The sequence below is a fragment of the Williamsia sp. Y853 genome (assembly GCF_056786495.1).
Window position 1 is genome coordinate 547,621 of record NZ_JBXCJC010000001.1, and the last position, 20,583, is coordinate 568,203.

The 20,583-nt window shown below is 63.8% G+C and carries 21 protein-coding genes; 12 read left to right on the top strand and 9 right to left on the bottom strand.

Annotated elements, in window-relative coordinates; genetic code table 11:
- Positions 1-12 precede the first annotated feature (12 nt).
- Positions 13-753, top strand: coding sequence for a glucose 1-dehydrogenase (locus tag AC1TPF_RS02690; protein ID WP_482136635.1), 741 nt, complete (start codon positions 13-15; stop codon positions 751-753).
- A 58-nt stretch (positions 754-811) separates the two neighbouring features.
- Positions 812-1,906 (top strand): NAD(P)H-dependent amine dehydrogenase family protein, encoded by a 1,095-nt coding sequence (locus AC1TPF_RS02695; RefSeq protein WP_482136634.1) that lies wholly within the window; start codon positions 812-814, stop codon positions 1,904-1,906.
- A 31-nt stretch (positions 1,907-1,937) separates the two neighbouring features.
- On the opposite strand, the gene AC1TPF_RS02700 is transcribed toward AC1TPF_RS02695, so the two are convergent.
- The 4 genes from AC1TPF_RS02700 to AC1TPF_RS02715 form a co-directional block, all read right to left on the bottom strand.
- Positions 1,938-2,711, bottom strand: coding sequence for an SDR family NAD(P)-dependent oxidoreductase (locus tag AC1TPF_RS02700; RefSeq protein WP_482136633.1), 774 nt, complete (start codon positions 2,709-2,711; stop codon positions 1,938-1,940).
- 164 nt (positions 2,712-2,875) lie between these two features.
- Positions 2,876-3,538 carry a DUF8020 domain-containing protein gene (locus AC1TPF_RS02705; RefSeq protein WP_482136632.1) on the bottom strand — a complete coding sequence of 221 codons (663 nt, stop codon included), beginning with the start codon at positions 3,536-3,538 and terminating at the stop codon, positions 2,876-2,878.
- A 297-nt stretch (positions 3,539-3,835) separates the two neighbouring features.
- The gene (locus AC1TPF_RS02710) at positions 3,836-5,155 is read right to left on the bottom strand and encodes a transcriptional regulator (RefSeq protein ID WP_482142530.1); all 1,320 of its coding nucleotides are present in this window, start codon (positions 5,153-5,155) and stop codon (positions 3,836-3,838) included.
- Between the two features lie 52 nt (positions 5,156-5,207).
- A complete protein-coding gene (locus AC1TPF_RS02715) occupies positions 5,208-7,358 on the bottom strand; it encodes an MMPL family transporter (RefSeq protein WP_482142532.1) in 2,151 nt (716 codons plus the stop codon).
- A gap of 264 nt (positions 7,359-7,622) precedes the next feature.
- Here AC1TPF_RS02715 and AC1TPF_RS02720 point away from each other — a divergent pair, with 264 nt between their 5' ends.
- Complete coding sequence (locus AC1TPF_RS02720; protein ID WP_482136629.1) at positions 7,623-8,744, top strand: sensor histidine kinase; 1,122 nt, start codon at positions 7,623-7,625, stop codon at positions 8,742-8,744.
- The gene (locus tag AC1TPF_RS02725) at positions 8,732-9,376 is read left to right on the top strand and encodes a response regulator (protein WP_482136628.1); all 645 of its coding nucleotides are present in this window, start codon (positions 8,732-8,734) and stop codon (positions 9,374-9,376) included. Before AC1TPF_RS02720 ends, AC1TPF_RS02725 begins: the two co-directional genes overlap by 13 nt.
- A gap of 7 nt (positions 9,377-9,383) precedes the next feature.
- On the opposite strand, the gene AC1TPF_RS02730 is transcribed toward AC1TPF_RS02725, so the two are convergent.
- Positions 9,384-9,599: a hypothetical protein gene (locus AC1TPF_RS02730; protein WP_482142534.1), complete on the bottom strand. Its 216-nt coding sequence runs from the start codon at positions 9,597-9,599 to the stop codon at positions 9,384-9,386.
- A 63-nt stretch (positions 9,600-9,662) separates the two neighbouring features.
- Here AC1TPF_RS02730 and AC1TPF_RS02735 point away from each other — a divergent pair, with 63 nt between their 5' ends.
- On the top strand, positions 9,663-10,070 hold the full coding sequence (locus tag AC1TPF_RS02735) for a YccF domain-containing protein (protein WP_482136626.1): 408 nt from the start codon (positions 9,663-9,665) through the stop codon (positions 10,068-10,070).
- Positions 10,071-10,085: 15 nt separating this feature from the next.
- Here the strand turns inward: AC1TPF_RS02735 and AC1TPF_RS02740 are convergent, their stop codons facing one another.
- Together AC1TPF_RS02740 and AC1TPF_RS02745 are read right to left on the bottom strand one after the other, a co-directional pair.
- Complete coding sequence (locus AC1TPF_RS02740) at positions 10,086-10,487, bottom strand: nitroreductase family deazaflavin-dependent oxidoreductase (RefSeq protein ID WP_482142536.1); 402 nt, start codon at positions 10,485-10,487, stop codon at positions 10,086-10,088.
- A 19-nt stretch (positions 10,488-10,506) separates the two neighbouring features.
- Positions 10,507-11,376 carry an SCO6745 family protein gene (locus AC1TPF_RS02745; protein ID WP_482142538.1) on the bottom strand — a complete coding sequence of 290 codons (870 nt, stop codon included), beginning with the start codon at positions 11,374-11,376 and terminating at the stop codon, positions 10,507-10,509.
- Positions 11,377-11,421: 45 nt separating this feature from the next.
- Between AC1TPF_RS02745 and AC1TPF_RS02750 the strand changes: the two genes are divergently transcribed.
- Positions 11,422-11,580, top strand: coding sequence for a hypothetical protein (locus AC1TPF_RS02750; protein WP_482136623.1), 159 nt, complete (start codon positions 11,422-11,424; stop codon positions 11,578-11,580).
- Positions 11,581-11,594: 14 nt separating this feature from the next.
- Here AC1TPF_RS02750 and AC1TPF_RS02755 read toward each other — a convergent pair whose 3' ends face one another.
- Positions 11,595-12,092 (bottom strand): DUF6328 family protein, encoded by a 498-nt coding sequence (locus tag AC1TPF_RS02755; RefSeq protein WP_482144003.1) that lies wholly within the window; start codon positions 12,090-12,092, stop codon positions 11,595-11,597.
- 124 nt (positions 12,093-12,216) lie between these two features.
- Between AC1TPF_RS02755 and AC1TPF_RS02760 the strand changes: the two genes are divergently transcribed.
- The 5 genes from AC1TPF_RS02760 (at position 12,217) to AC1TPF_RS02780 (ending at position 18,312) form a co-directional block, all read left to right on the top strand.
- Positions 12,217-13,113, top strand: a complete 897-nt coding sequence (locus AC1TPF_RS02760; protein WP_482136622.1) for an alpha/beta fold hydrolase — start codon at positions 12,217-12,219, stop codon at positions 13,111-13,113.
- Positions 13,114-13,138: 25 nt separating this feature from the next.
- On the top strand, positions 13,139-14,509 hold the full coding sequence (locus AC1TPF_RS02765; protein ID WP_482136621.1) for an MFS transporter: 1,371 nt from the start codon (positions 13,139-13,141) through the stop codon (positions 14,507-14,509).
- Positions 14,510-14,623: 114 nt separating this feature from the next.
- Positions 14,624-15,547, top strand: coding sequence for an SDR family oxidoreductase (locus AC1TPF_RS02770; RefSeq protein ID WP_482142539.1), 924 nt, complete (start codon positions 14,624-14,626; stop codon positions 15,545-15,547).
- Between the two features lie 207 nt (positions 15,548-15,754).
- The gene (locus AC1TPF_RS02775) at positions 15,755-16,852 is read left to right on the top strand and encodes a ferredoxin reductase (RefSeq protein ID WP_482136619.1); all 1,098 of its coding nucleotides are present in this window, start codon (positions 15,755-15,757) and stop codon (positions 16,850-16,852) included.
- A 119-nt stretch (positions 16,853-16,971) separates the two neighbouring features.
- Entirely contained in the window at positions 16,972-18,312 is a 1,341-nt protein-coding gene (locus tag AC1TPF_RS02780) for a fatty acid desaturase family protein (RefSeq protein ID WP_482137303.1), read from the top strand.
- A 22-nt stretch (positions 18,313-18,334) separates the two neighbouring features.
- Here the strand turns inward: AC1TPF_RS02780 and AC1TPF_RS02785 are convergent, their stop codons facing one another.
- Positions 18,335-19,027, bottom strand: coding sequence for a hypothetical protein (locus tag AC1TPF_RS02785; protein ID WP_482142540.1), 693 nt, complete (start codon positions 19,025-19,027; stop codon positions 18,335-18,337).
- A gap of 276 nt (positions 19,028-19,303) precedes the next feature.
- Here AC1TPF_RS02785 and AC1TPF_RS02790 point away from each other — a divergent pair, with 276 nt between their 5' ends.
- Positions 19,304-20,578: a hypothetical protein gene (locus AC1TPF_RS02790; protein ID WP_482142542.1), complete on the top strand. Its 1,275-nt coding sequence runs from the start codon at positions 19,304-19,306 to the stop codon at positions 20,576-20,578.
- The last annotated feature ends 5 nt before the right edge of the window (positions 20,579-20,583 follow it).

The window sequence follows — 20,583 nt, forward strand, 5'->3', positions numbered from 1 at the left end:
GCGTGTCGCCCCATGGGACGCGTGGACGGAAAAGTTGCAATCATCAGTGGCGGCGCTCGCGGGATGGGTGCCTCGCATGCACGCCTCCTCGTCGCCGAAGGCGCAAAGGTCGTGATCGGCGACATCCTGGACGACGAGGGCAAGGCGTTGGCCGACGAGCTCGGCGACGCAGCGCGCTATGTCCACCTCGATGTGTCGCAGTTTGATCAGTGGGAAGCCGCGGTCGGCACTGCTGTCGGCGAGTTCGGCAAGCTGAACGTACTGGTCAACAACGCCGGTATCGCCAACGGCAGTTCCATCCAGGGCTTCAGGCACGACAAGTGGCAGAAGATCATCGACGTCAATCTGACGGGCACGTTCTTCGGGATCCAGGCGTCGACGGATCCGATGATCGCCGCCGGTGGCGGGTCGATGATCAATGTCTCGTCGATCGAGGGCCTCCGCGGAGCACCATGGGCCCACGGTTACGTCGCCACGAAATGGGCCGTCCGTGGGCTCGCGAAATCGGTTGCGCTGGAACTGGCTCCACACAACATCCGGGTCAATTCGTTGCATCCCGGGTTGATTCGGACGCCCATGACGGAGAAGTTCCCAGATGACCTGGTGACCATCCCGCTCGGCCGACCGGGCACGTCAAACGAGATCTCGACGTTCGTCTTGTTCCTTGCGAGCGACGAATCGTCTTATGCGACCGGCACCGAATTCGTCGTGGACGGCGGACTGGTGACGGACGTCCCACACAAAACCCTGTAAGGGATCAGCGGCACGTCTGTGTCGACCATCGTTCGCACCAGGTTACGAGGAAACTTCGATGTCCGTTCGCGTCGCCCACATCGGCACCGGCAATGTTGGTCGCCTGGCTTTGACCCAGCTCATCGAGAGCCCGGACTACGAACTCACCGCGGTGGGTGTCTCCACGGAGTCCAAGGTGGGTAAAGACGCCGGCGAATTGGCCGGTCTCGAGATCACCACCGGCATCACCGCGGTGGGCGACATCGACGCGGTGCTGGCAACGAAGCCCGACTGCGTTGTGTACTGCGCGATGGGCGACACCCGTACCGGCGATGCACTCAGGGACTGCCAGAAGATCCTCGAAGCCGGCGTCGATGTTGTCGGTTCGGCGCCGGTGATCTTGCAGTACCCGTGGCAGCTGCTGCCCGACAAGAACATCGACCGGGTCCAGGCATCGGCGCAACGAGGCAACTCCAGCATTTTCATCACGGGCGTCGATCCCGGCTTCGCCAACGACTTGATCCCACTCGCGCTGGCCGGCACCTGCCAAAGGATCGAGCAGGTCCGCGTCATGGAGATCGCCGACTACGCCACCTACGACGGCGCGATCGTGATGTTCGATGTGATGGGATTCGGAAAACCTCTCGACGAGCTCCCGATCCTCTTTCAGCCCGGCATCCTCGGTTTCACCTGGGGCACAACGATTCGCCAGCTCGCGGCCGGTCTGGGCATCGAGGTCGACGAGATCACCGAGAACTTCGAGCTGGAACCCGCGCCCGAGGCGTTCGACGTTGCCGTCGGACGGATCGAGAAGGGGACGGTCGCCGCCATGCGTTTCGAGATCCACGGCAAGGTCGACGGGCACTCCGCCATCGTCGTCGAACACGTCACCAGACTGCGTGACGACCTTCGTCCCGACTGGGCACGACCCGCGCAGGAGGGCGGTTCCTACCGGGTGGAGATCACCGGCGAGCCCAACTACACCGTGGACATCTGCCCGACCAGCATCAAAGGCGACCACAACCACGCCGCGATTGTTGCTGCTGCCGGCCGCATCGTGAACGCCATCCCCGCCGTAATCGCCGCAGATCCCGGCATCCGCACCACACTGGATCTGCCGCTCGTCACCGGACGCGGACTCTACGTCGGTCAGTCCACCGACATCACCAGATGACGCGATACCGGCGCTTAACCGCCGCAGGTTCTCAGCGGAGCATCAACTTGCCGCCGTCGACGGAGTAGATCTGTCCCGTCATGAAACCCGAACCCGGACCGGCCAGGAAGGCAACCACCGGCACCAGGTCACGATCGATATCGCCGAGCCTGCCGCCCAGCGGAACGGTTTTCGCCATACTCGCGTCGTGCGCCGTCAACTGTTCCGGCGTCATCGATGCGCGGGTCCGGTCATACATGGGCGTCCAGATGGCGGGCGCGATGGCGTTGACCGTGATCCCGTGGGTCGCCCATTCCAGCGCCACCGTTCGCGTCCAGGCGACCACGGCCCCTTTGGATGCCGCATAGGCCGCCTTGCCCGGATACCCGGTGATCCCGGCTGCCGATGCGAAGTTGATGATCCGACCACCACCGGCCTCGATCAACGCCGGTAACACTGCCTGATTCATCAAGAACGTGCCGGTCGCGTTGACCGCCATCGCCAGGTTCCACTGCTCGATGGGCAACTCACCCGCCGGGGCGCCCGGGGCGATACCGGCAGCATGAACCAGCACGTCGAGCCCACCGAGATGTTCAACGGCCGCCGATACCGCAGTGGTCACGTCGGACGGATCACTGACGTCGCAGGCGATGAACCGGACCCCGGCTTCGGACGCAACGGCGCTGCCGTCGTCCGCCGCACTGTCTAGCGACACCACCGACGCACCGAGCGACGGCAGGGCGCGAACGAGTCCCGCACCCATTCCGCTGGCGCCGCCCGTCACGATGATCCGGCGCCCGGCCAGACTTTCCGCCGCGTTTGTCACATGCTCTCCCAACGATCGGTCCTCAGATCTGCCGAGAATAGCATTCTGGATATTGGGAGTTTCATTCTAATTGTGCGTTGATCTGCACAAAGAGCGCCAGGCCCGTCCGAATCATCCGGACGGACCTGGCATATGAGAGGCAAAGTGCGGGCGAGTCGGCCCGACTACTTCGCCTTTGGTGGTGCGTTGAGCAGCTGGATGAACGGCCCGACATTTGCAGCGACGGCCCCGAGCCCGCCGACGGCGGTACCGGCCAGTGAGGCGGCCGAGCCGAGCAGGATCGCGCCGCCGATGCAGCCGGCCAATGGTCCCGCACCGAACAGCAGCACAACAGGCGCCGAAACGACACCTGCAGCAACCGCACCCAGTAGGCAACCGCCCACCAGTCCGGTTGCGGCACCGAGGAATCCGCCGATGGCAGCGGTGAGGGTGATGTTGTCCTTCACACTCGCAACAGCTGCAGGCAGATCCACATTGTGACGGACCGGAGCGAACGTCGCGGCGAACGGATTGGTGTCCACCGACAACCTCGCGGACGCGGGTGTCACCTGCGCATTGACCGGGTGCTGGAAATCATCGATGGCCAGCGTCAGCGGAACCGATTCCACCACGTTGCCCTGATTGTCATGCAGCACGAGCAGATTGCCTTCTTTGGCCAGCGAGCCGTTGTCGGTGGTGACGATCACCGACGATCCTTCACGGGTCGCCTTCCAGTTCGCGCCCTCGGTCGGGGCCGGAGCCGGGTCGGCGTATGCGCCGCCGAACGCAACACTCATCGAGGCGACCACCAGCACCGATACGGCCACCAGCCTGTTCCTGAACTTCATCTACGATTCCCCTCAGTCGGCTCCGGCGCACGCCAGGGCTTGAAACGGACGTGTTGGACTGCGCGCCAACATCTCTGGCGGCAGAACTGGATGCGAGTTGAAGTAAACGCCGATTCCCCCGGCCGCTGCCCAACTCCGCGGGAACAATCGCCGGACGTTGGGTGAACATCGTCTCGGAACCCGACGAAAGGTACAGGAGAATTCAAATATGTTGTTCGGCAATCATTTTCAGTGCACCAAATGCCGGACATTCGGGATCGGCACACCTGCGGCAGCGCCGGTGAGCAGGTGTGTCGATCAGATGCCGAAACGACGGTCGAGCAGGCGAAGCCGGCCTCGGACCAACGCCTCGTCCCGGTGACCGGGGGCCAACATCTGACCCCAGCTGCGCCAGGCCGTCAGATCTTCGCGACCATGCGCCGAAGCGGTCCAGGCCCGCAACAGCCCCGGGTCCCCTGATGTCAATACGACCGAGCGAACATCCTCTTTGAGTTCTTCGAAGACGTCGGCGATCCCGGGCGCCTTTGATACCGCCAGAAGTCCACCACGGCCGAAAGTCGCGATGGCCCGGGTGATTTCACCGGTCCGCAGCATCCGACGCACCTGTCCGAGATCCGAATCGATGGGTGCGGTGAGCCGATATGGCCGGGACTCGACAACATCGGGACCAAGGTCGCGTCGTAACCGGGAGATCTCCGCGCGGACCGTCACCGGGTCGACGCCGTCGTCGGAGAGCATGGTCGCGATCTGTTCGGTGCCCAGTCCGCCGGGATATTCACCGAGCAGTACCAGGATTTCGGCATGCCGACGGGACAGTCGCATCGCCGGCCGGCCAGGAGGCCTCCAGAAATACCGATCGCCGTCGAGCACCGTCAAGCTCGGACCGCCGGACCGCTCCGATCGGGGCTCTTCGCCGGTGAGCGACCGGATCCGCAACTCCCCCTCGACCGCGGCGACCACCGACTTCACCATCGACAACGCGAACGGGGTGGCCACCCGCTCGCCACCGGTCACGTCGATGACACCGATCACCGCGCCCGTCACCGGATCGTGCACGGGCGCTGCCACGCAGTTCCAGTCCTGCACCCGCACCGCAAAATGTTCGGCCCCGAAAATCTGCACCCCGTGGTCGACCTCAAGAGCCAGACCTGGGGCGTTGGTGCCGGCGACCTGCTCCGCCCACAACGCCCCTTCGACAAAGTTGATGTCGCCGGCCTGGTCTCTCGCTTTGTGGTCGCCCTCTACCCACAACAACCGACCCACGTCATCGGTGAGTGCCACCACCACGCCGGAATCGGAAACCTCATCGAGCATGAGCGAACGAACCAGCGGGTACGCGGCGGCCATCGGATGGCCGTTGCGGTACTCGAGGAAGTCGTTCCACGACATGCTGTCGTCATCCGTCATCCCGGAGGGGTTGACGCCACCTTTGGCCGATCGCATCCACGAATCCCGAACAACCGACCGCACCGAGGTGCGGCCGGTTGCCGGGGACATCGTGCCGGTCTGCACAAAGAGTTCATGGGCTCGGCGTACTTGCTCCAGCCGCGCAGCGGGATCCTCACCTGGTTCCAGCGCCGACCAGAAGTCGCGGGGAGGTGTCTGCAACTCACTCACCGCGTCGCCTCCGCTTCTCCTCGAGCCCCGACATCTTCAAGTGTGCACCACGTCACGTCGTAACAGGTGCGACCTCCCGTTTTGGTACCACCGGATCGTTGGTCCGGATGCGCCGAGGCCACCAGGCCCGGTTCCCGAGCAGCACCAGTACCGACGGCAACAGCACCAGCCGCACGATGGTCGCGTCGATGAGGATGGCCACCGCCAGGCCCACGCCCATCTGCTTCATCTCGACCATGCTCTGCGCGGCGAACAAGGCGAACACCGACACCATGACCAGTGCTGCACTGGTCACCACTCCGGCCGTCTGGGTGACGCCTGCGCGCACCGCGACAGTCGGGGGCAGCCCGTTGTTGATGCCCTCGCGGATCCGGCTGAGTACGAACACGTGGTAATCCATCGACAATCCGACGAGTACCGCCAGCAGGAACATCGGAATCCACTCGACAACGGTCCCGTTCGAGGTGAAGTCGAGTAGCCCCTCGGCCCAACTGTGCTGGAACACCAGCGCGAGCACACCGAACGCCGCGCCAACGGACATCAGGTTCAAGGCGGTGGAGACCAATGCGATCACCGGGCTCCGGAACGTCACCACCAGCATCAACATCGTCAGGGTCAGGATCACCGCGACCACGATCGGCAGCCCGTCCGACAGTGCCTTCGTCGAGTCGTATTGTTCGGCGATCTGACCACCCACCGCGAACTCGGCTCCGTCGATGCGGTCCAGTTGTTCGGGCACAACGGTGTTGCGCAAGTCGAGCATGGCGTCATCGGACTTGGTGTCACCCTGTTCGAAGGTGCTGGCAAGCCGCAGTTCGGTGGTGGTCCCCGACGCCGAACTCAGCGGCTCCTGCGAGACGGTCCAGGCCCCACTCTCGGTCGCAGCCTCACCCACATCGGTCAATGCTGCAGTCACAGCGGCCGGATCACCGCCGGAGACAACAACGTTGGCCGACGAACCTTCAGACGGGAACTCGGCATCCAGTTGCTGTGCGACCGCAACCGCGGGGATGTCCTGCGGCAATGTGTCCAGACCGCCGCTGCGCAGGGTCATGGTCAATGCGGGGATCGCCAGTGCCAGCATCACCGCCAGCCCGGCGACCAATGCGATCACCGGCCGCGTCACAACCGGCCCGATGATGCGCGAGCTGATCCCGCCCTCACCGATGCGGTTGTTGAGGCGCCACAGCAATGGCACCCGCGGACGATCGACCCACCGTCCGAACTTGACAAGCAGAGCGGGCAAGACCGTCAGGGAACCGATCACGGCGACCGCAACCACGATGATGGCGGCAGTGGCAAGCGAATTGAACGTTGCGTTGCCGAGAACGTACAAACCCGCCAGTGAAGCGATCACCGCAACACCGGAGACGACAATCGAGTGCCCCGAGGTGGCCGCAGCGATTCCCACAGCGTCGAGCGTGCCGCGCCCTTTACGCCGTTCCTCGCGTTCTCGTTTGAGGTAGAACAACGAATAGTCCACGCCCACAGCCATACCGATCAGCAGCACCATCGACGACGCGGTGGATTCAGAGGGCACGAGGTAGGAAATCGGCGCGTAGATGCCGATGGTCGCGACCACCGAAGTGATGGCCAGCAACACCGGGATGCCGGCCGCGATCAGGGCACCGAAGGCAAAGAGCATGATGCCCAACGTGATCGGGATGCTGATCATCTCGGCCGAGACCAGGTCTTCGCCGACCTGCTCATTGATCGCCTCGTCGAGCGTGACGTCACCGGTCTGCCCGAACTGCAGGTTCGGGTGATCCGCCCGGACCGAAGTAACCGCGGCATCGATGTCGGCGATCGTCGGGTCCTCATCGCCCGGGGGCGCCCGCAGCGAGATCGAGGTCAAAAGTGTCGACCCATCCGGTGATTCCACCGGGACTGCCACCTCCTGCACCTCGGTGGAGCCGGCGAGTTGGTCGCGCAGCTCGGCAGCGGCGACCACCGCATCATCCTGATTACCGGTAATCAGGACGAACTCGGTGTCGGGTGCGGCGAGGCCGGCGTCGTGGATCATCTGGTCCGCGGTCCCGGACTGGCCGACCCGGTAGTCGGCGTCGTCAGTGGTCTGGGTGGGGATCAGTGCACTGAACAACGCTGCAAGCACCACCAATGCCAACCAGAGTCCGATTGCGCGCCAAGGATTGTGCGCACTCCATCGAGCCACCGCCTGTGGTCCTCGGGTCATCTGTCTCATGTGAGCTCCTGATGCTTGAGATGCCCTGGCACCTCAGATGGATTGCCCGGTGGTCACCGGGCCACCTACAACTCTGTTCGTCCGAGCCGACCAGGTCAGGAGCGGTAAACCCCCCGATCGCGGCGAAATAGTCCACCACCGGGGTGGGCCCAGCACTACTGTTTTGTCAGAGGGATCGCGGCACCATGAAGTTCTTGCACCTCAGTTGGAGATGCAGTCCGGCGAGAAGTCGTGACGCGGTCCGGCGTGGTCAGAGAGGAAGCAGTGAACTCCGAGGAAGAACCGACGCTGGTCGTCCGGTGGTTGCGGGCAGCGATGTACGCCCTGTGCACCACTCTGTTGGCGCCGATCGCGTTGGTGCTGTTCATCGTGGCGGTCGTTGCGATACCTCTGATTCTGATCTCCGTGGGAGCACTGGCGCTGTGGGGATTGGTCCCGATCATCGGCGCCCTCTGCGACCTGCACCGACGGATGGGGGCCGCGGTGCTCAACCGTCCGTGGCGCGCCGGCGACTACAAGCCCGCGGGCAACCGCCGCGGGATCTTTCATCTGCTCGCGGTGTGGAGTTCGGATTCGTTGCGCTGGCGGGACCTCGGATGGCTCGCGCTGGCGTCCACCATCGGTTTTGTGATCTCGCTTGTCGGCGTGATCTTCACCGCCACGCTGGTTTTGATCCCGTTTGTCGAGCCGCTGATGAAAGCGCGTGCCGCCATGGACCTGGGTGTCCTGAACCGCAGCCGCGCCGAGGTGTTGGAGGCCCGGGTACATGAGGTGACCGAATCTCGCGCTGCGACAGTCGATTCGGCCGCAGCTGAACTGCGACGCGTCGAACGGGATCTGCACGATGGGGCGCAGGCCCGCCTGGCGGCCCTTGGCATGACCATCGGTTTGGCCGAAAGTCAGATCGACAAAGACCCGGTGGCCGCCAAACAACTGATGGCCGAGGCCAGGGCATCGGCGACCGCGGCGCTCGGCGATCTACGTTCGGTGGTGCGCGGCATACATCCACCGATACTCGCCGACCGTGGAGTGGGGCCGGCCGTCGAGGCGTTGGCACTCGACCTGCCGATTCCGATGACCTTGAATCTCGGTGTCAAAGAACGTCTTCCGGCCGCGATGGAGAATGCCGTGTACTTTGCGGTGGCCGAGGCCCTGGCCAACGTCGGTAAACACGCCCGCGCCAGGAACGCCTGGATCTCCATGGGTATCTTCGAGGGCGTGCTCAGGGTCGAGGTTGGTGACGATGGGATCGGCGGTGCGGTGGCCACCGGATCGGGTTTACACGGTGTCACCCAGCGGCTGAAGGCCATGGACGGATCGCTGTACGTCCACAGTCCCGTCGGTGGCCCGACGATCATCTCCATGGAGGTGCCATGCGCGTCGTGATCGCCGAAGATCACGCCCTGTTGCGCGACGGCCTCTCGCGCATACTGGCCGCCCATCAGATGGATGTGGTCGCTGCGGTCGACAACGCCACCGAACTCGATGCGGCACTATCCGACGACTCCGTCGATCTGGCCGTACTCGATGTCCGGATGCCACCGACCTTCACCGACGAGGGTTTGCAGGCGGCCATCAAGATTCGCCATCAGCGCCCCGGCTTCCCCGTTCTGGTTCTCTCGCAGTATGTGGAGCAGCTCTATGCCCGCGAGTTGCTCGAGAGCGGCGAAGGCGCAGTCGGTTATCTGCTGAAAGACCGCGTGGCCAACGTGGCCGGATTCATCGACGCCGTCCGCCAGGTCTCCGGTGGTGGCACGGTTCTCGACCCCGAGGTGGTGTCGCAACTGTTGACCGGACAGCGATCCAACGGTCCGATAGACCGCCTCTCGGCGCGCGAACGAGAAGTCTTGTCATTGATGGCCGAAGGCCGGTCGAACGCGGCGATCGCCGAGGCGATGTTCGTGACGGAGAAAGCCGTGAGCAAACACTCCAACAGCATCTTCACCAAGCTCGATCTGCCGGTGTCGGCCGACGACAACCGCCGGGTGCTCGCGGTTCTGGCCTACCTCGGCGTGTGAGTCCCGCTCAGCCTCTCGCGACGTTGTACAGCAGCGTGCTGCCTGCCAGGAGCACTCCGGAGATGATTGCGGGCCACAACCAGTCGTTGTTCAGACTGGATCGGACGGCCACGATGATCCATCCCATGATCAGCAGTGCGGTGCTCAGGGTCGTGACCAGGCGGACCATCACAATTCCCGTGACCGCCACCGACCACAGGACCTCTCGCAGGCCGAACCTCATTGCCACGCTCCCGAAAATTCATTCGCCCGAACTGAATTGGACAACTTTGGCACAATGGGTGTGGTGAAGACCATCCTGAACGTCATTTGGCTTGTGCTCTGTGGATTCTGGATGGCGCTGGGGTACATCGCCGCCGGCATCATCTGCTGCATTCTGATCATCACCATCCCCTTCGGTATCGCCTCGTTCCGGATCGCGGCATACGCGCTCTGGCCGTTCGGGCGAACTGTGATCCGTAAACCCACGGCCGGTGTGGGATCGGCGATCGGCAATGTCATCTGGCTGATCTTCGCCGGAATCTGGCTGGCCCTGGGACACATCGTCACCGGTATCGCCATGTGCCTGACCATCATTGGCATCCCGCTGGGTATTGCCAGTTTCAAGATGATCCCGGTGTCACTGCTCCCGCTCGGCGCAGAGATCGTCGACACCGACCGCGGCGCACTCGTCCCGCCGCAGACGGCCCGCTGAGCGGCGCCGAGCGCCTCAGGCCGGCGTCAATGCGACCACCGGGATGACCCGGGTGGTCTTCTTCTCGTAGTCGGCGAAACCGGGCATGACCGATGCCTGCTGCGCGTAGATCCGATCCCGCTCAGCACCGGTGACCTCCGAAGCCGTCACTGCGATGGTGTCGCCACCGACCTCGATGGTGGTGTGGGGATTGGCCTTGACGTTGCGGAACCACTGTGGGTCTTTGTCGCTGCCCGCGGCGCTGGCAAAGACGTACTTGAGGCCCTCACCCGCCTGGAACACCAACGGCGTGACGAAATCTTTGCCGCTCTTGGCACCCTTGTGGTGCAGCAGCAACATCGGCGCACCCTCGAAGTTGCCACCGACCTTGCCGTCGTTGGCGCGGAACTCGGCGATGATGTCGTCGTTGAAACCCATGCGCCGAGTGTATGGCTGATCAGCCCACATCGTCGAGATCAAGGCCGATGGGGTTCGCCGACGGGAATTCCCCGCTGGCCACCACTACCTTGGTCAGTTCCATCAGCGACGTCGTCAGATCATCGACGGCACTGTCGGTCAGCTGCGCGTACGCGGGCGCAGCGAGCCGATCGGTCGTGTTCTCGATTTCGGCCTTGAGTGCGCGGCCCGCCGGTGTGATGGCGCCGGAGAGTTCAAGGAGCCCACGATCTGCCAGCCGTGCCGTCAGCGTCTCCCATTCCTCGTCGGTGTACTGGCGGCCCGCGTCGAGAACCGAGCGTGGGATCGCCGTCGCGATGGCATGCAGGACACCGGCTTCCCGTCCACTGATCCCGGCCGTGGTCAGGGCAGCGACATGGCCGTCGCCCCGGTGTTCGCGCAACAGGGTCGCCGCATGCCACAGGGCACCGACCCGGTCTGTCGGCCAGGGCAGCGCCGCGTTCGCGGCAAACAGTCCCCTCCCACCGAGATCTGCGTTGTCCGCGACCGGATACAGCAACGCGACCACTCGGTCGATGGCGTCGGCGGCGTCGTCGCCGAGCAAGCGGGACAGGGTCTCCACCGCGGCATCCTCCCGGACCCGCAGCGCGGTTTCCGGTGGTGCGAAATCCCAGGCGTCCGGGATGGCCCTGGCCACGTGCGACGGCGCGAAGTTATAGAACAGCGCCGTGACGATCTCGGGTCCCACCGGCCCCAGCGGCGCGGCCCGCGCGGCGAAGTAGCCCATCCAGAACCCCCGGTAACCGGCGGCCGAGAGCGCCTCACGGGTTTCGTCGGAGAAATAGGTGACGGCGTGCAGAGGTTCGAGCAATCGCCACAATCGCCGAGCGGTGGGCAGGTCAACGGCCATGAATCGAGCATGCCACCGCAGTTGCGGAGCGCCTACCCTTTAACGATGACCGACAAAAAGAAGGACTCGAAGCGCACCAAGGACGACGAACCCAAAGGTGGCCGACCCGGCCCTGTCGATGAGGGCGGCACCGGCGGGATGGCCACGCGGGAGGTCGCACCTGAGCTCGTTCACAAGGACGACGACAAAAACAAAGACGACTGAGTCGCCGGTCCGCATCACAGCTCGCGCCGGCGATACCGCCACGGGAAGACAAACCAGAAATTGACGAAGACCAGCATCACCACCCCACCGGCGATCCAGCCTGCCTGTCGTCCGATCACCAGCTCGAACACCATCATCATGACCCCGGTCAGCGCCAAGCCGAGGAAGATCAGCCCACTGAGAGCAAAGCGTTGTGCGGCGAACACCAACTCCCGCAGTCGATGTCGACGAAAGAGGATGCGGTGCATCGCCGCAGGCGCAAGCAGCAGAACAGTTGCGCTGACGGAAGCGGAGACCGTGACCAGGAAGACGCCCTGGAAGACAGCGTCTTGTGTATAGAAAAGGTCCTGAAACGGCACAGTCAAAAGAAACCCGGTGAGTATCTGCACACCGGTCTGAACGACGCGGAGCTCCTGCAGCAAGCTTGACCAGTTGCGGTCGAGACGCTGCATGGGCGTTTCGTGGCGTACTTTGCGATCCCACTCGTCGTCGTCGTCGAGATTCCCAGTCATCGGCTCATCGTGGGCGCACCCGCCCAGCAGGGCAACCCTCGGGCCGGAAGTTGCGTCCCGACAAACAACCGGTTCTCGCTGGTCGATAGGCTTGGCGAATATTTGCGTGGCAAAGGAGTGAGCGATGACGGCCGATACACCCAGCCCGATCACGGAACCGCGTTGGTTCGCCGCTGCACTGGCCGACAAGCCTGAGCACCGTGATGTGGAGATCGACGGCGCCCGTGTGCACCTTCGCTGCTGGGGCGACGAAGGCAGACCCGGGGTGGTGCTGGTCCATGGCGGCTCCGCGCATTCGGGCTGGTGGGACCACATTGCCCCACTCCTCGCGCCGGCACATCGCGTGGTCGCGCTCGACCTGTCGGGGCACGGCGACAGCGAGATCCGCGCGCAGTACCCGATGGACGGCTGGACGAACGAGGTCCTCGAAGCGGCCAAGGCAGGCGGCATCTCCGGCAAGCCGTATGTGGTCGGGCACAGCATGGGTGGCTGGGTTGCCGCGGTGCTCGGTGCCACGCGCACCGACGCGACTGCCGGCCTGGTCATCATCGACTCGCCCCTGTTCGACGAGCCTCCGGAGGAGATCATCATCCGGCAGCTCGCCCGCGTCCCGAAGGCCCATCCGAACAAGGACGAGATCTGCGTCCGGTTCCGGACCGAACCGCGGCAGGACGTCCTGTTGCCCTATGTGGCCAGGCACGTTGCCGAGGAATCGGTGAAGGAGACCGACGCCGGGTGGATGTGGAAGTTCGATCCGGAGATGTTCCGCAAACGGCACGAAGCCGGACGCATGGTGAATCTTCGGGAACTGCTCAGCAAGATCGTGACCCCCTCCCTGTACATCCGGTGCGAGCTGGGGATGGTCAGTCCCGAGATGGCCCAAGAGATCGCCGGGCTGTTCGCCAATCCGGCCACCGTGGTCGACCTCCCGGACGCGGGCCATCACCCGATGATGGATCAACCCCTGCCACTGGTCAGCATTCTACGAACCATCTTGGCGCAGTGGGAATCCGAACGGTGAGACTGCTCGCCGGCCTCGCCCCTCGATGACCGCGAAAGACGCACCTCCGCCGCGATACGGCATCCTGCTGTTCACCCTGGCACTGGTCACCACCATCACGTCCATCGTCAGTAGTCTCGGCGCACCGCTGGTGCCGAAGATCTCGACGGATTACCACGTGGAGATCACCCAGGCCCAATGGACGCTCACCGCGACAATGCTGATGGCAGCCATCGCAACGCCGGTCCTGGGCCGGCTCGGCGGTGGTTCCTGGCGGCGTCCGACGATTCTGGTCGGCCTCGCCGTCGTGACCGCCGGATCCGTACTGTCTGCTCTGCCACTGGGTTTCGAGGCCCTGGTGATCGGCCGGACGATGCAGGGAGTCGGTCTGGCGCTGGTGCCCCTCGCGATGGCGGTCGCCCGCGAGTCATTTGCCCCGCGACAGCTGGCGTCGGCGATCGCGTTACTTTCGGTGACGGGCATTGCCGGGGCCGGCCTGGGCTATCCGATCACCGCAACCGTGGCTCATCTCTGGGGATTACATGCGGCGTACTGGCTGGGCGCAACCCTCAGCCTCATCACGCTGCTGCTGGCCCTCCGGTACATTCCCGGGTCGCGTACATCCACGCGGATGCCGGTGGATTGGACTGGCGCGGTGCTGTTGTCGACCGGCACCGCCACGTTCCTGCTGGCGGTCAGCCACGGCGAGAGCTGGGGATGGCTCTCGCCTGGCACGCTCGGTTTGGCCCTCGGCGGTATCGCCGCGTTCACGCTGTGGATTGTGTGGACGCTGCGCTGCGACCAGCCTCTCGTTGATCTCCGACTCGCGGTCCGACCCGGAGTCGCAGCACCGAATCTTGTTGCCGCAGGCGGTGGTATCGCGATGTACACGCTGATCACGCTTGTCATCGTGCTCGTGCAGAACCCCGACTGGGGGCTGGATCAGTCGCTCGCCGTTGCCGGTTTGATGCTGACACCGTATTCGCTGATGAGTGTCGTCGGCAGCCGTATGTCGTTGGCGGCCGTGAAAAGATTCGGCCCAGACCTGGTGCTGCCGTTGGGCTGCGCGATCTTCATGTGCTCGACGATGGGTGTGGCGCTGTTCCACGACCATGTCGCCTGGGCAGTGCTCTGGATGGCGATCGGCGGGTTGGCCAGCGGATTCAGTTTCTCGTCGCTTGCGGTGCTGATCATTCCGCATATCCCGAGCGAAGAGACCGGCAGCGCAATAGCTTTCAACATGGTGCTGCGGTACCTGGGTTTCTCCGTCGGCAGCGCGGTGAGTGTCGCCCTGATGGCCGTCTACGGCGGTGGCGATCGAGGATTTGCACTGACCCTCATCACTGTCTCCGTGGTTTTTGCTGCGGTGGGCATCGGCGCCTGGCTCCTGAGCAAGCGCGTCCCGCAGCCGGGATAGGCCTTTTCGAGAATGGGGTAGTCCACTACTCGCGCTGCCCGCAGTGAGCGCTACTTAGGCTGTCTGCGCCTGCAAAGGGATCGACTCCCCCACCCTCGGCAAAGGACGGCGATCATGGCGACACTGCGCAACAAGGTAGTTCTCATCACCGGGGCGGCGAGCGGGATCGGAGCAGCAACAGCCCGCGCGCTGGCCGCTCGCGGCGCAAAGGTGATCCTCGTCGACGTCGACGAGAGTTCCCTGCGCCAACTCGCCGACGAACTCGGCCCCAAGACAGCCGTCTCCGCGGTCGCGGACGTAACCGATCTGGCGTCAGTGCAAGCGGCGGTAGAGGTCGGTGTAAGTGCTTTCGGCGGGATCGATGCGGTCGTGGCCTGCGCGGGTATCGCAAGCTACGGATCGGTCCTGCACGTCGATCCGGTGACGTTTCGCCGCGTGATCGACATCAACATCACCGGGGTGTTCCATACCGTGCGGGCGACCCTGCCCTCTCTCCTCGAACGAGGGGGCTACGTGCTGGTGGTGTCGTCGATGGCTGCATATCTCGCAGCGCCCGGGATGGCGTCATACAACGCCAGCAAAGCGGGCGTCGAGCATTTCGCAAACTCACTACGGCTTGAGGTCGCCCATCAGGGTGTTGCGGTCGGCAGTGCGCACATGTCGTGGATCGACACTCCAATGGTGCGAGACGTTCGAAGCGACCTATCGGTGGTTGCCGAATACATCGACTCGCTTCCCGGTCCGCTGAGCAGGACCGCGTCGGTGGACGAGTGTGCAACCGCATTCGTTCGAGGCCTGGTGCGGCGCAAGCGCCACGTCTACGTACCCAGATGGGTCGGCGTCGCAGGCTGGCTGAAACCACTGCTCAATTCAGCATTGGGAGAACGTCGGTCGCTGGCCGACGCGCCGAATCTGCTCACCCAGGTGGATGACCAGACCGCCATACTCGGCCGATCGACCAGTGCACGCAACCTGGCAACGGGCGTCGTGCCACCGGCCTCGGCCGAGGCCGCATCGGAGCCGGCCGACAATTCTTGACGAAATTGTTTCCTGACAATGTTTTGGACATCGCGAACTGGGTAACCACCGGTCTGTTCGGTTGAGTTTGCAGCTGTACCTGCCGAGTCGCCGAACAGGTGACCGACAAGTTTCGTGCATCGCAGGATGCTCGAACCGGACCCCGGGGGGTTGTCCACGTGAGCATGCCATCGAGCAAAGAGTTGTCCACGGCAAAGCGGGGCAGCCGTGGCTGAACGCGGAGCCAAGCCTCAGGTCCCGGCCTTGCGTCGAAAGGCGCTCCGGGCGATCAGCCACCTGTTCAGTCCGTTGCAGCCCGACGATTACCTCGAGATGATCAACCCATTGTGGACCACTCGGGAGTTGCGCGGTCGCATCGAAGAGGTCCGGCAGGAGGGCTCTGACGCCGCCACGGTGTGGATCAGGCCTGGATACGAGTGGCCGGGTCATCTCCCGGGTCAGTACGTGCGCCTCGGCGTGGTGATCGATGGCGTGTTCCATTGGCGGGCCTACTCATTGACGTCCGATCCCGAGCCGAGGGACGGCCTGATCGCAGTCACTCCCAAGCTCGTCGAGAACGGTGTGGTCTCCCCGTATCTCGTGCGAAAGATCCGCCCGGGTGAAATCGTCCGGCTCGGCGAGATCGAAGGTGTGTTCACACTCCCCGACCCGTGTCCCGACAAGCTGCTCTTCATCAGTGCCGGTAGCGGCATCACGCCGATCATGAGCATGTTGCGCAGCCTGGACCACAACGACGCCATGAGGGACGTGGTGGTCATCCACTCGGCCCGCACCGAATCGCAGGTGATGTTCCACCGCGACCTGCGTGAGATGGATCAGCGCCAGGACGGGTTGCACTTGACCATCCGATTCACCGGCGAGGATGGCCGCATCAAACCCGAAGATCTCGACGAGTTGTGCCCGGATTGGCGGGAACGTGAGGCCATGTGCTCGGGACCGGGCGAAATGCTCGATACCCTCGTCGAACACTGGGAAAGCAACGACGCCGCAGAGCGCATCCATTTCGAGCGGTTCCAGCCCATCATCGGCGGTGCCGCCGGTGCCGGAGAGGGTGGCGCGGTGCGGTTCGTCCGCAGCAAGACCGATGCCAAATGCGAACCGGGACAGACAATTCTGGCTGCGGGGGAAGATGCCGGCCTCGAACTCAAGTACGGCTGCAGAATCGGCATCTGCCATACGTGTGTGGGCACGGTGAAGTCGGGAAGTCTACGAGACCTGCGTACCGGTGAAGTCAGCGAGCCGGCCGGTGCCTCGGTGCGGATCTGCGTGAACAGCGCCGAAGGCGACATCGAAATCGACCTGTAGATCGAAGGAGAGTCATGACGATCGACGAAGCCAAGGGTAGAACTCGCCCCGGAGCAACCGGAGCCAGGACCGACAACGAGCAGAGCCCGCTCGCGCATCTGTCCGACGAAACCATAGAGATGCTGGGCAAAGAGTTCGACGCAATCCACGACGAGGTCTACGGAGACCTCGGGGAACGCGACCGGCAGTACATCAAGAACGTGATCGCCACCCAGCGGAATCTGGCCGTCGCCGGCCGGGTGCTCTTGCTGGGATCGAGGTCGAAGGTGTCCTGGGTCGCCGGCACCGCATGCCTGGGAATGGCAAAGATTCTCGAGAACATGGAGATCGGCCACAACGTCATGCACGGACAGTGGGACTGGATGAACGACCCTGACATCCACTCCTCGGTCTGGGATTGGGACACCGCGTCCACGGCCGAAGCATGGAAACACTCGCACAACTACATCCATCACACCTTCACCAACATCCGGGGGAAGGACAAGGATCTGGGCTACGAAATCATGCGGATCGATCCCCGCCAGCCCTGGAACCCGGTGTACCTCGCGCAACCGTTCTACAACGTGCTGCTGACCGCATTCTTCGAGTGGGGTGTCGCGCTGCACGACCTCGACCTCGACGCCATTCGCAAGGGCGAGAAGTCGATGTCGGAACTCTGGCACGACCTCAAGGGCATCGGCGTCAAGATGCGGCGACAGGTGATCAAGGACTACATCGGCTGGCCGACGATCAGTGCAGGCGCCTTCGCCCTGACACAACTCGGGTCGGGCGGGCGCATCGATCAACCCAGGAAGTCGCGGTTGGCGAACCGGCTGCGTCGCGCGCCCGGGTCCGGTAAACGCGCCAAAGTTGCCGCCGAGCTGATGGATCGCACGCTTCCCGGGGTCGAGCAAACGTTCTTGGCGACCCTCGCGGCGAACTTCACCGCCAACATCATCCGCAACGTATGGGCGCACGCGATCATCTTCTGCGGCCACTTTCCCGACCAGACCTACACATTCAGCAAGGAAGAAACGGTAAACGAGACCCGCGGGGGTTGGTACGCCCGGCAGTTGCTCGGTTCGGCGAACATCGAGGGCAGTCCGCTGTTCCACGTCATCAGCGGCAACCTCGGTTTCCAGGTCGAGCACCACCTCTACCCGGACATGCCGAGCACCCGATACTCGGAAGTGGCGCCGAAGGTCAAGGACATCTGCGAGCGCTACGAATTGCCTTACAACTCAGGTCCGTTCGGTAGCCAGTGGGGACAGGTGCATCGGACGATCTTCCGCCTCGCTTTTCCCGGAGGACAGGCGCGACCCAAGCCCGGCCCCTATCATCGGGCACCACACAGTGCCGTCGACACCGAGAGGCCCAGCGAGGCTGCACAATTTCGGAATCGAGTACCCGAGGGACACCCCGACGCCGGCCCCGAACACGAGTCCGGTGGCGTCGAGGTGGCACCGCCTCCCAGGGACTGACATCCGGCTCGGCGGCGGGTCGTCACCGCTCGAGTTGACCGGCGACCCGCTGTTCGAGCTGTTGCGTGGTGGCGGCAGGCAACACGATCAACCCGTCGAGTTCCTTGCGCGCCCTGTCATACGCACTGCGCCGTTCATGCTGCGGTGCCTCATTGTCCTGCGCAAGATGTAGCAGATTCTGTCCGCGGCGCAGTCGCTCTTGCTCGGGCTCGGTAAAACCCGACCGGCGGCGGCGCTTCGCCTCGGTTTCGGCCACGTCGAAGGCGGTGGCGTACTCGTGCACCGCATCGCGGTATTCACGCCTGCGCTCGCTGTCCTTGAGGAGGTCGTCGCCGCTGTCGGGCCGCAACAGATCAGCCTTACGTTTCGCCCGATGGAAGTCGATGGTGAGCGGGTCCCGCAGGTCGATCATCATCGGGAAGTCGAGCAGGGTCGCGGCATCAAGTTCGTAGGCAAACCAGCGCGCATCGGTCTGATTGTGCTCATCGAGGGTCTTCGCGATGTCTCGCCGCACGGCTTCGGCGTCCAACCGCCGTTCACCGGATGCCTCGATCTCCGCAATCTTCGCCTGCTGTTTGAGGCGATACCGCTCCTGCCGGCGTTCTGCGCGACGCTCGTTGGCCGCACCGATCGTCTTCAGGCCACCACCGATCGCTCCGCCGAACACAAACACCAGCCACCAGTAACTGCCCACGAACTCAAAGAACGCATCCACCCCTCAAGCATGCCGGAAGTTCCACCCGCGGGGACTTCAACTCTCACGGTCGCGTCCAAAGGGTCGGTATCCACACCACCGGACCCTCGCTCTGAGCGCATACCCGCCCTACCCGGCATACGCCAGAAGCCCGACTAACTATGAATCGAGTCACATATACCTCCAGTGGGCGGCCCTGAGCTGCGGCAATCCGTCGACTGCCACTGCACCCGGGTATCCATCGGGACGCTTCTGCAATATCGTCTCATTGAAATTGCGAGCCGAAATGAGACATAAATGAGATATGATCGTGACGTTCATTTGCGCCGCCCGTTCCTGCGCCTGGGAGTGGTGACCATTGCCGCCCTCGTGACCCTCTGTGGCGTCGGAGGCGTTGCCCAGGCCGACCCAGCCCCGAGCCTGGACCGCTACCTCGATCTACCGCTGACAAATCGGGACGCATCCCGCGGCCCGGGCGGTGTGAACTCCGCGTTGCCCACCGATCCCGCACAACTGCGGACCCTCCTCGACCAAGCCCGCGCCGGAGCTGTGGCACCAAACCGCTACGCGGCATTGCTCTACCAGTACTGGCTGGTCGAGACCACAACTGCCGCCGGTATCGATCTGCCCACGTGGAATCCCCGACTCGGTGTCGAGGCCAATCGACAGAATCTGATCAAGTCGTACACCTTCTATGAACAACTCCAGTTGAATCACCGCGAGCTCCAGTGGGCCGGGATGGCCGGCCAGGTAGGCGCAGACTTCGGTGGCGGGCTCGTCGATTTCGAACTCGCAACCAATATCTTCGACTGGACCCGGCTGCAAGGTCTGGCCAATACCATTGTCGGGCAGGCAAACCAGATCGCCACCGGTCTCGTCGAGCAACTGCCGCCCGGACTGCGGGCACTCGCACGCGTCGGATCCACGGTGAGCCCCGACGATCTGCATTTCGTCCTCGGGAACATTCTGGTGATGCAGAAGAACATCTTCAGCGACCTCATGCCCATGCACCGCGCGTACGTGGTCGGCGGCCTTGCCCCACTCGAAGAGATGCGGGCGGCAGGCCTGTTCGGCGATGACATCCTCGACGCCTGGCGCGATATCGCGTCACACGACCCCAACCGAATCGCCCAAGGCAATGCTGTTCTGCTGCAACGTGAGCAAGGACAGGTCATCAAACGGCAGTGGGATCAGACCCGTGCCTACAAAGACGATGTCGGAGAAGCGATCACCTACGTGAGCACCGTAGGCGGCTCCCCATCTGTGGCAGGTGTCATCGCCCCGAGGTCATTTCGGCCCATCGAGATCAGCACCCGTCTCGCCGACGGTCGCACCGCAATCCTGACCAGCCCACTGCCCACCTGGAATTGGGCGGAATACGAAGGGCGGTGGGACTACATCACCACCGAGCTGCTGCCGAAGTACAAGATTCTGGTGAACGACGATTGGCCGGCTCTGGAACGGATCTTGCGCACGCCCTATGAAACCCAGCTCGAAACACACCGTCCGATCATGAGCATCCCGGCGCTGCTGGAGTCAGCGGCAGCCGGTACGAAGGTGAGCGTGTCGTGAAAAGC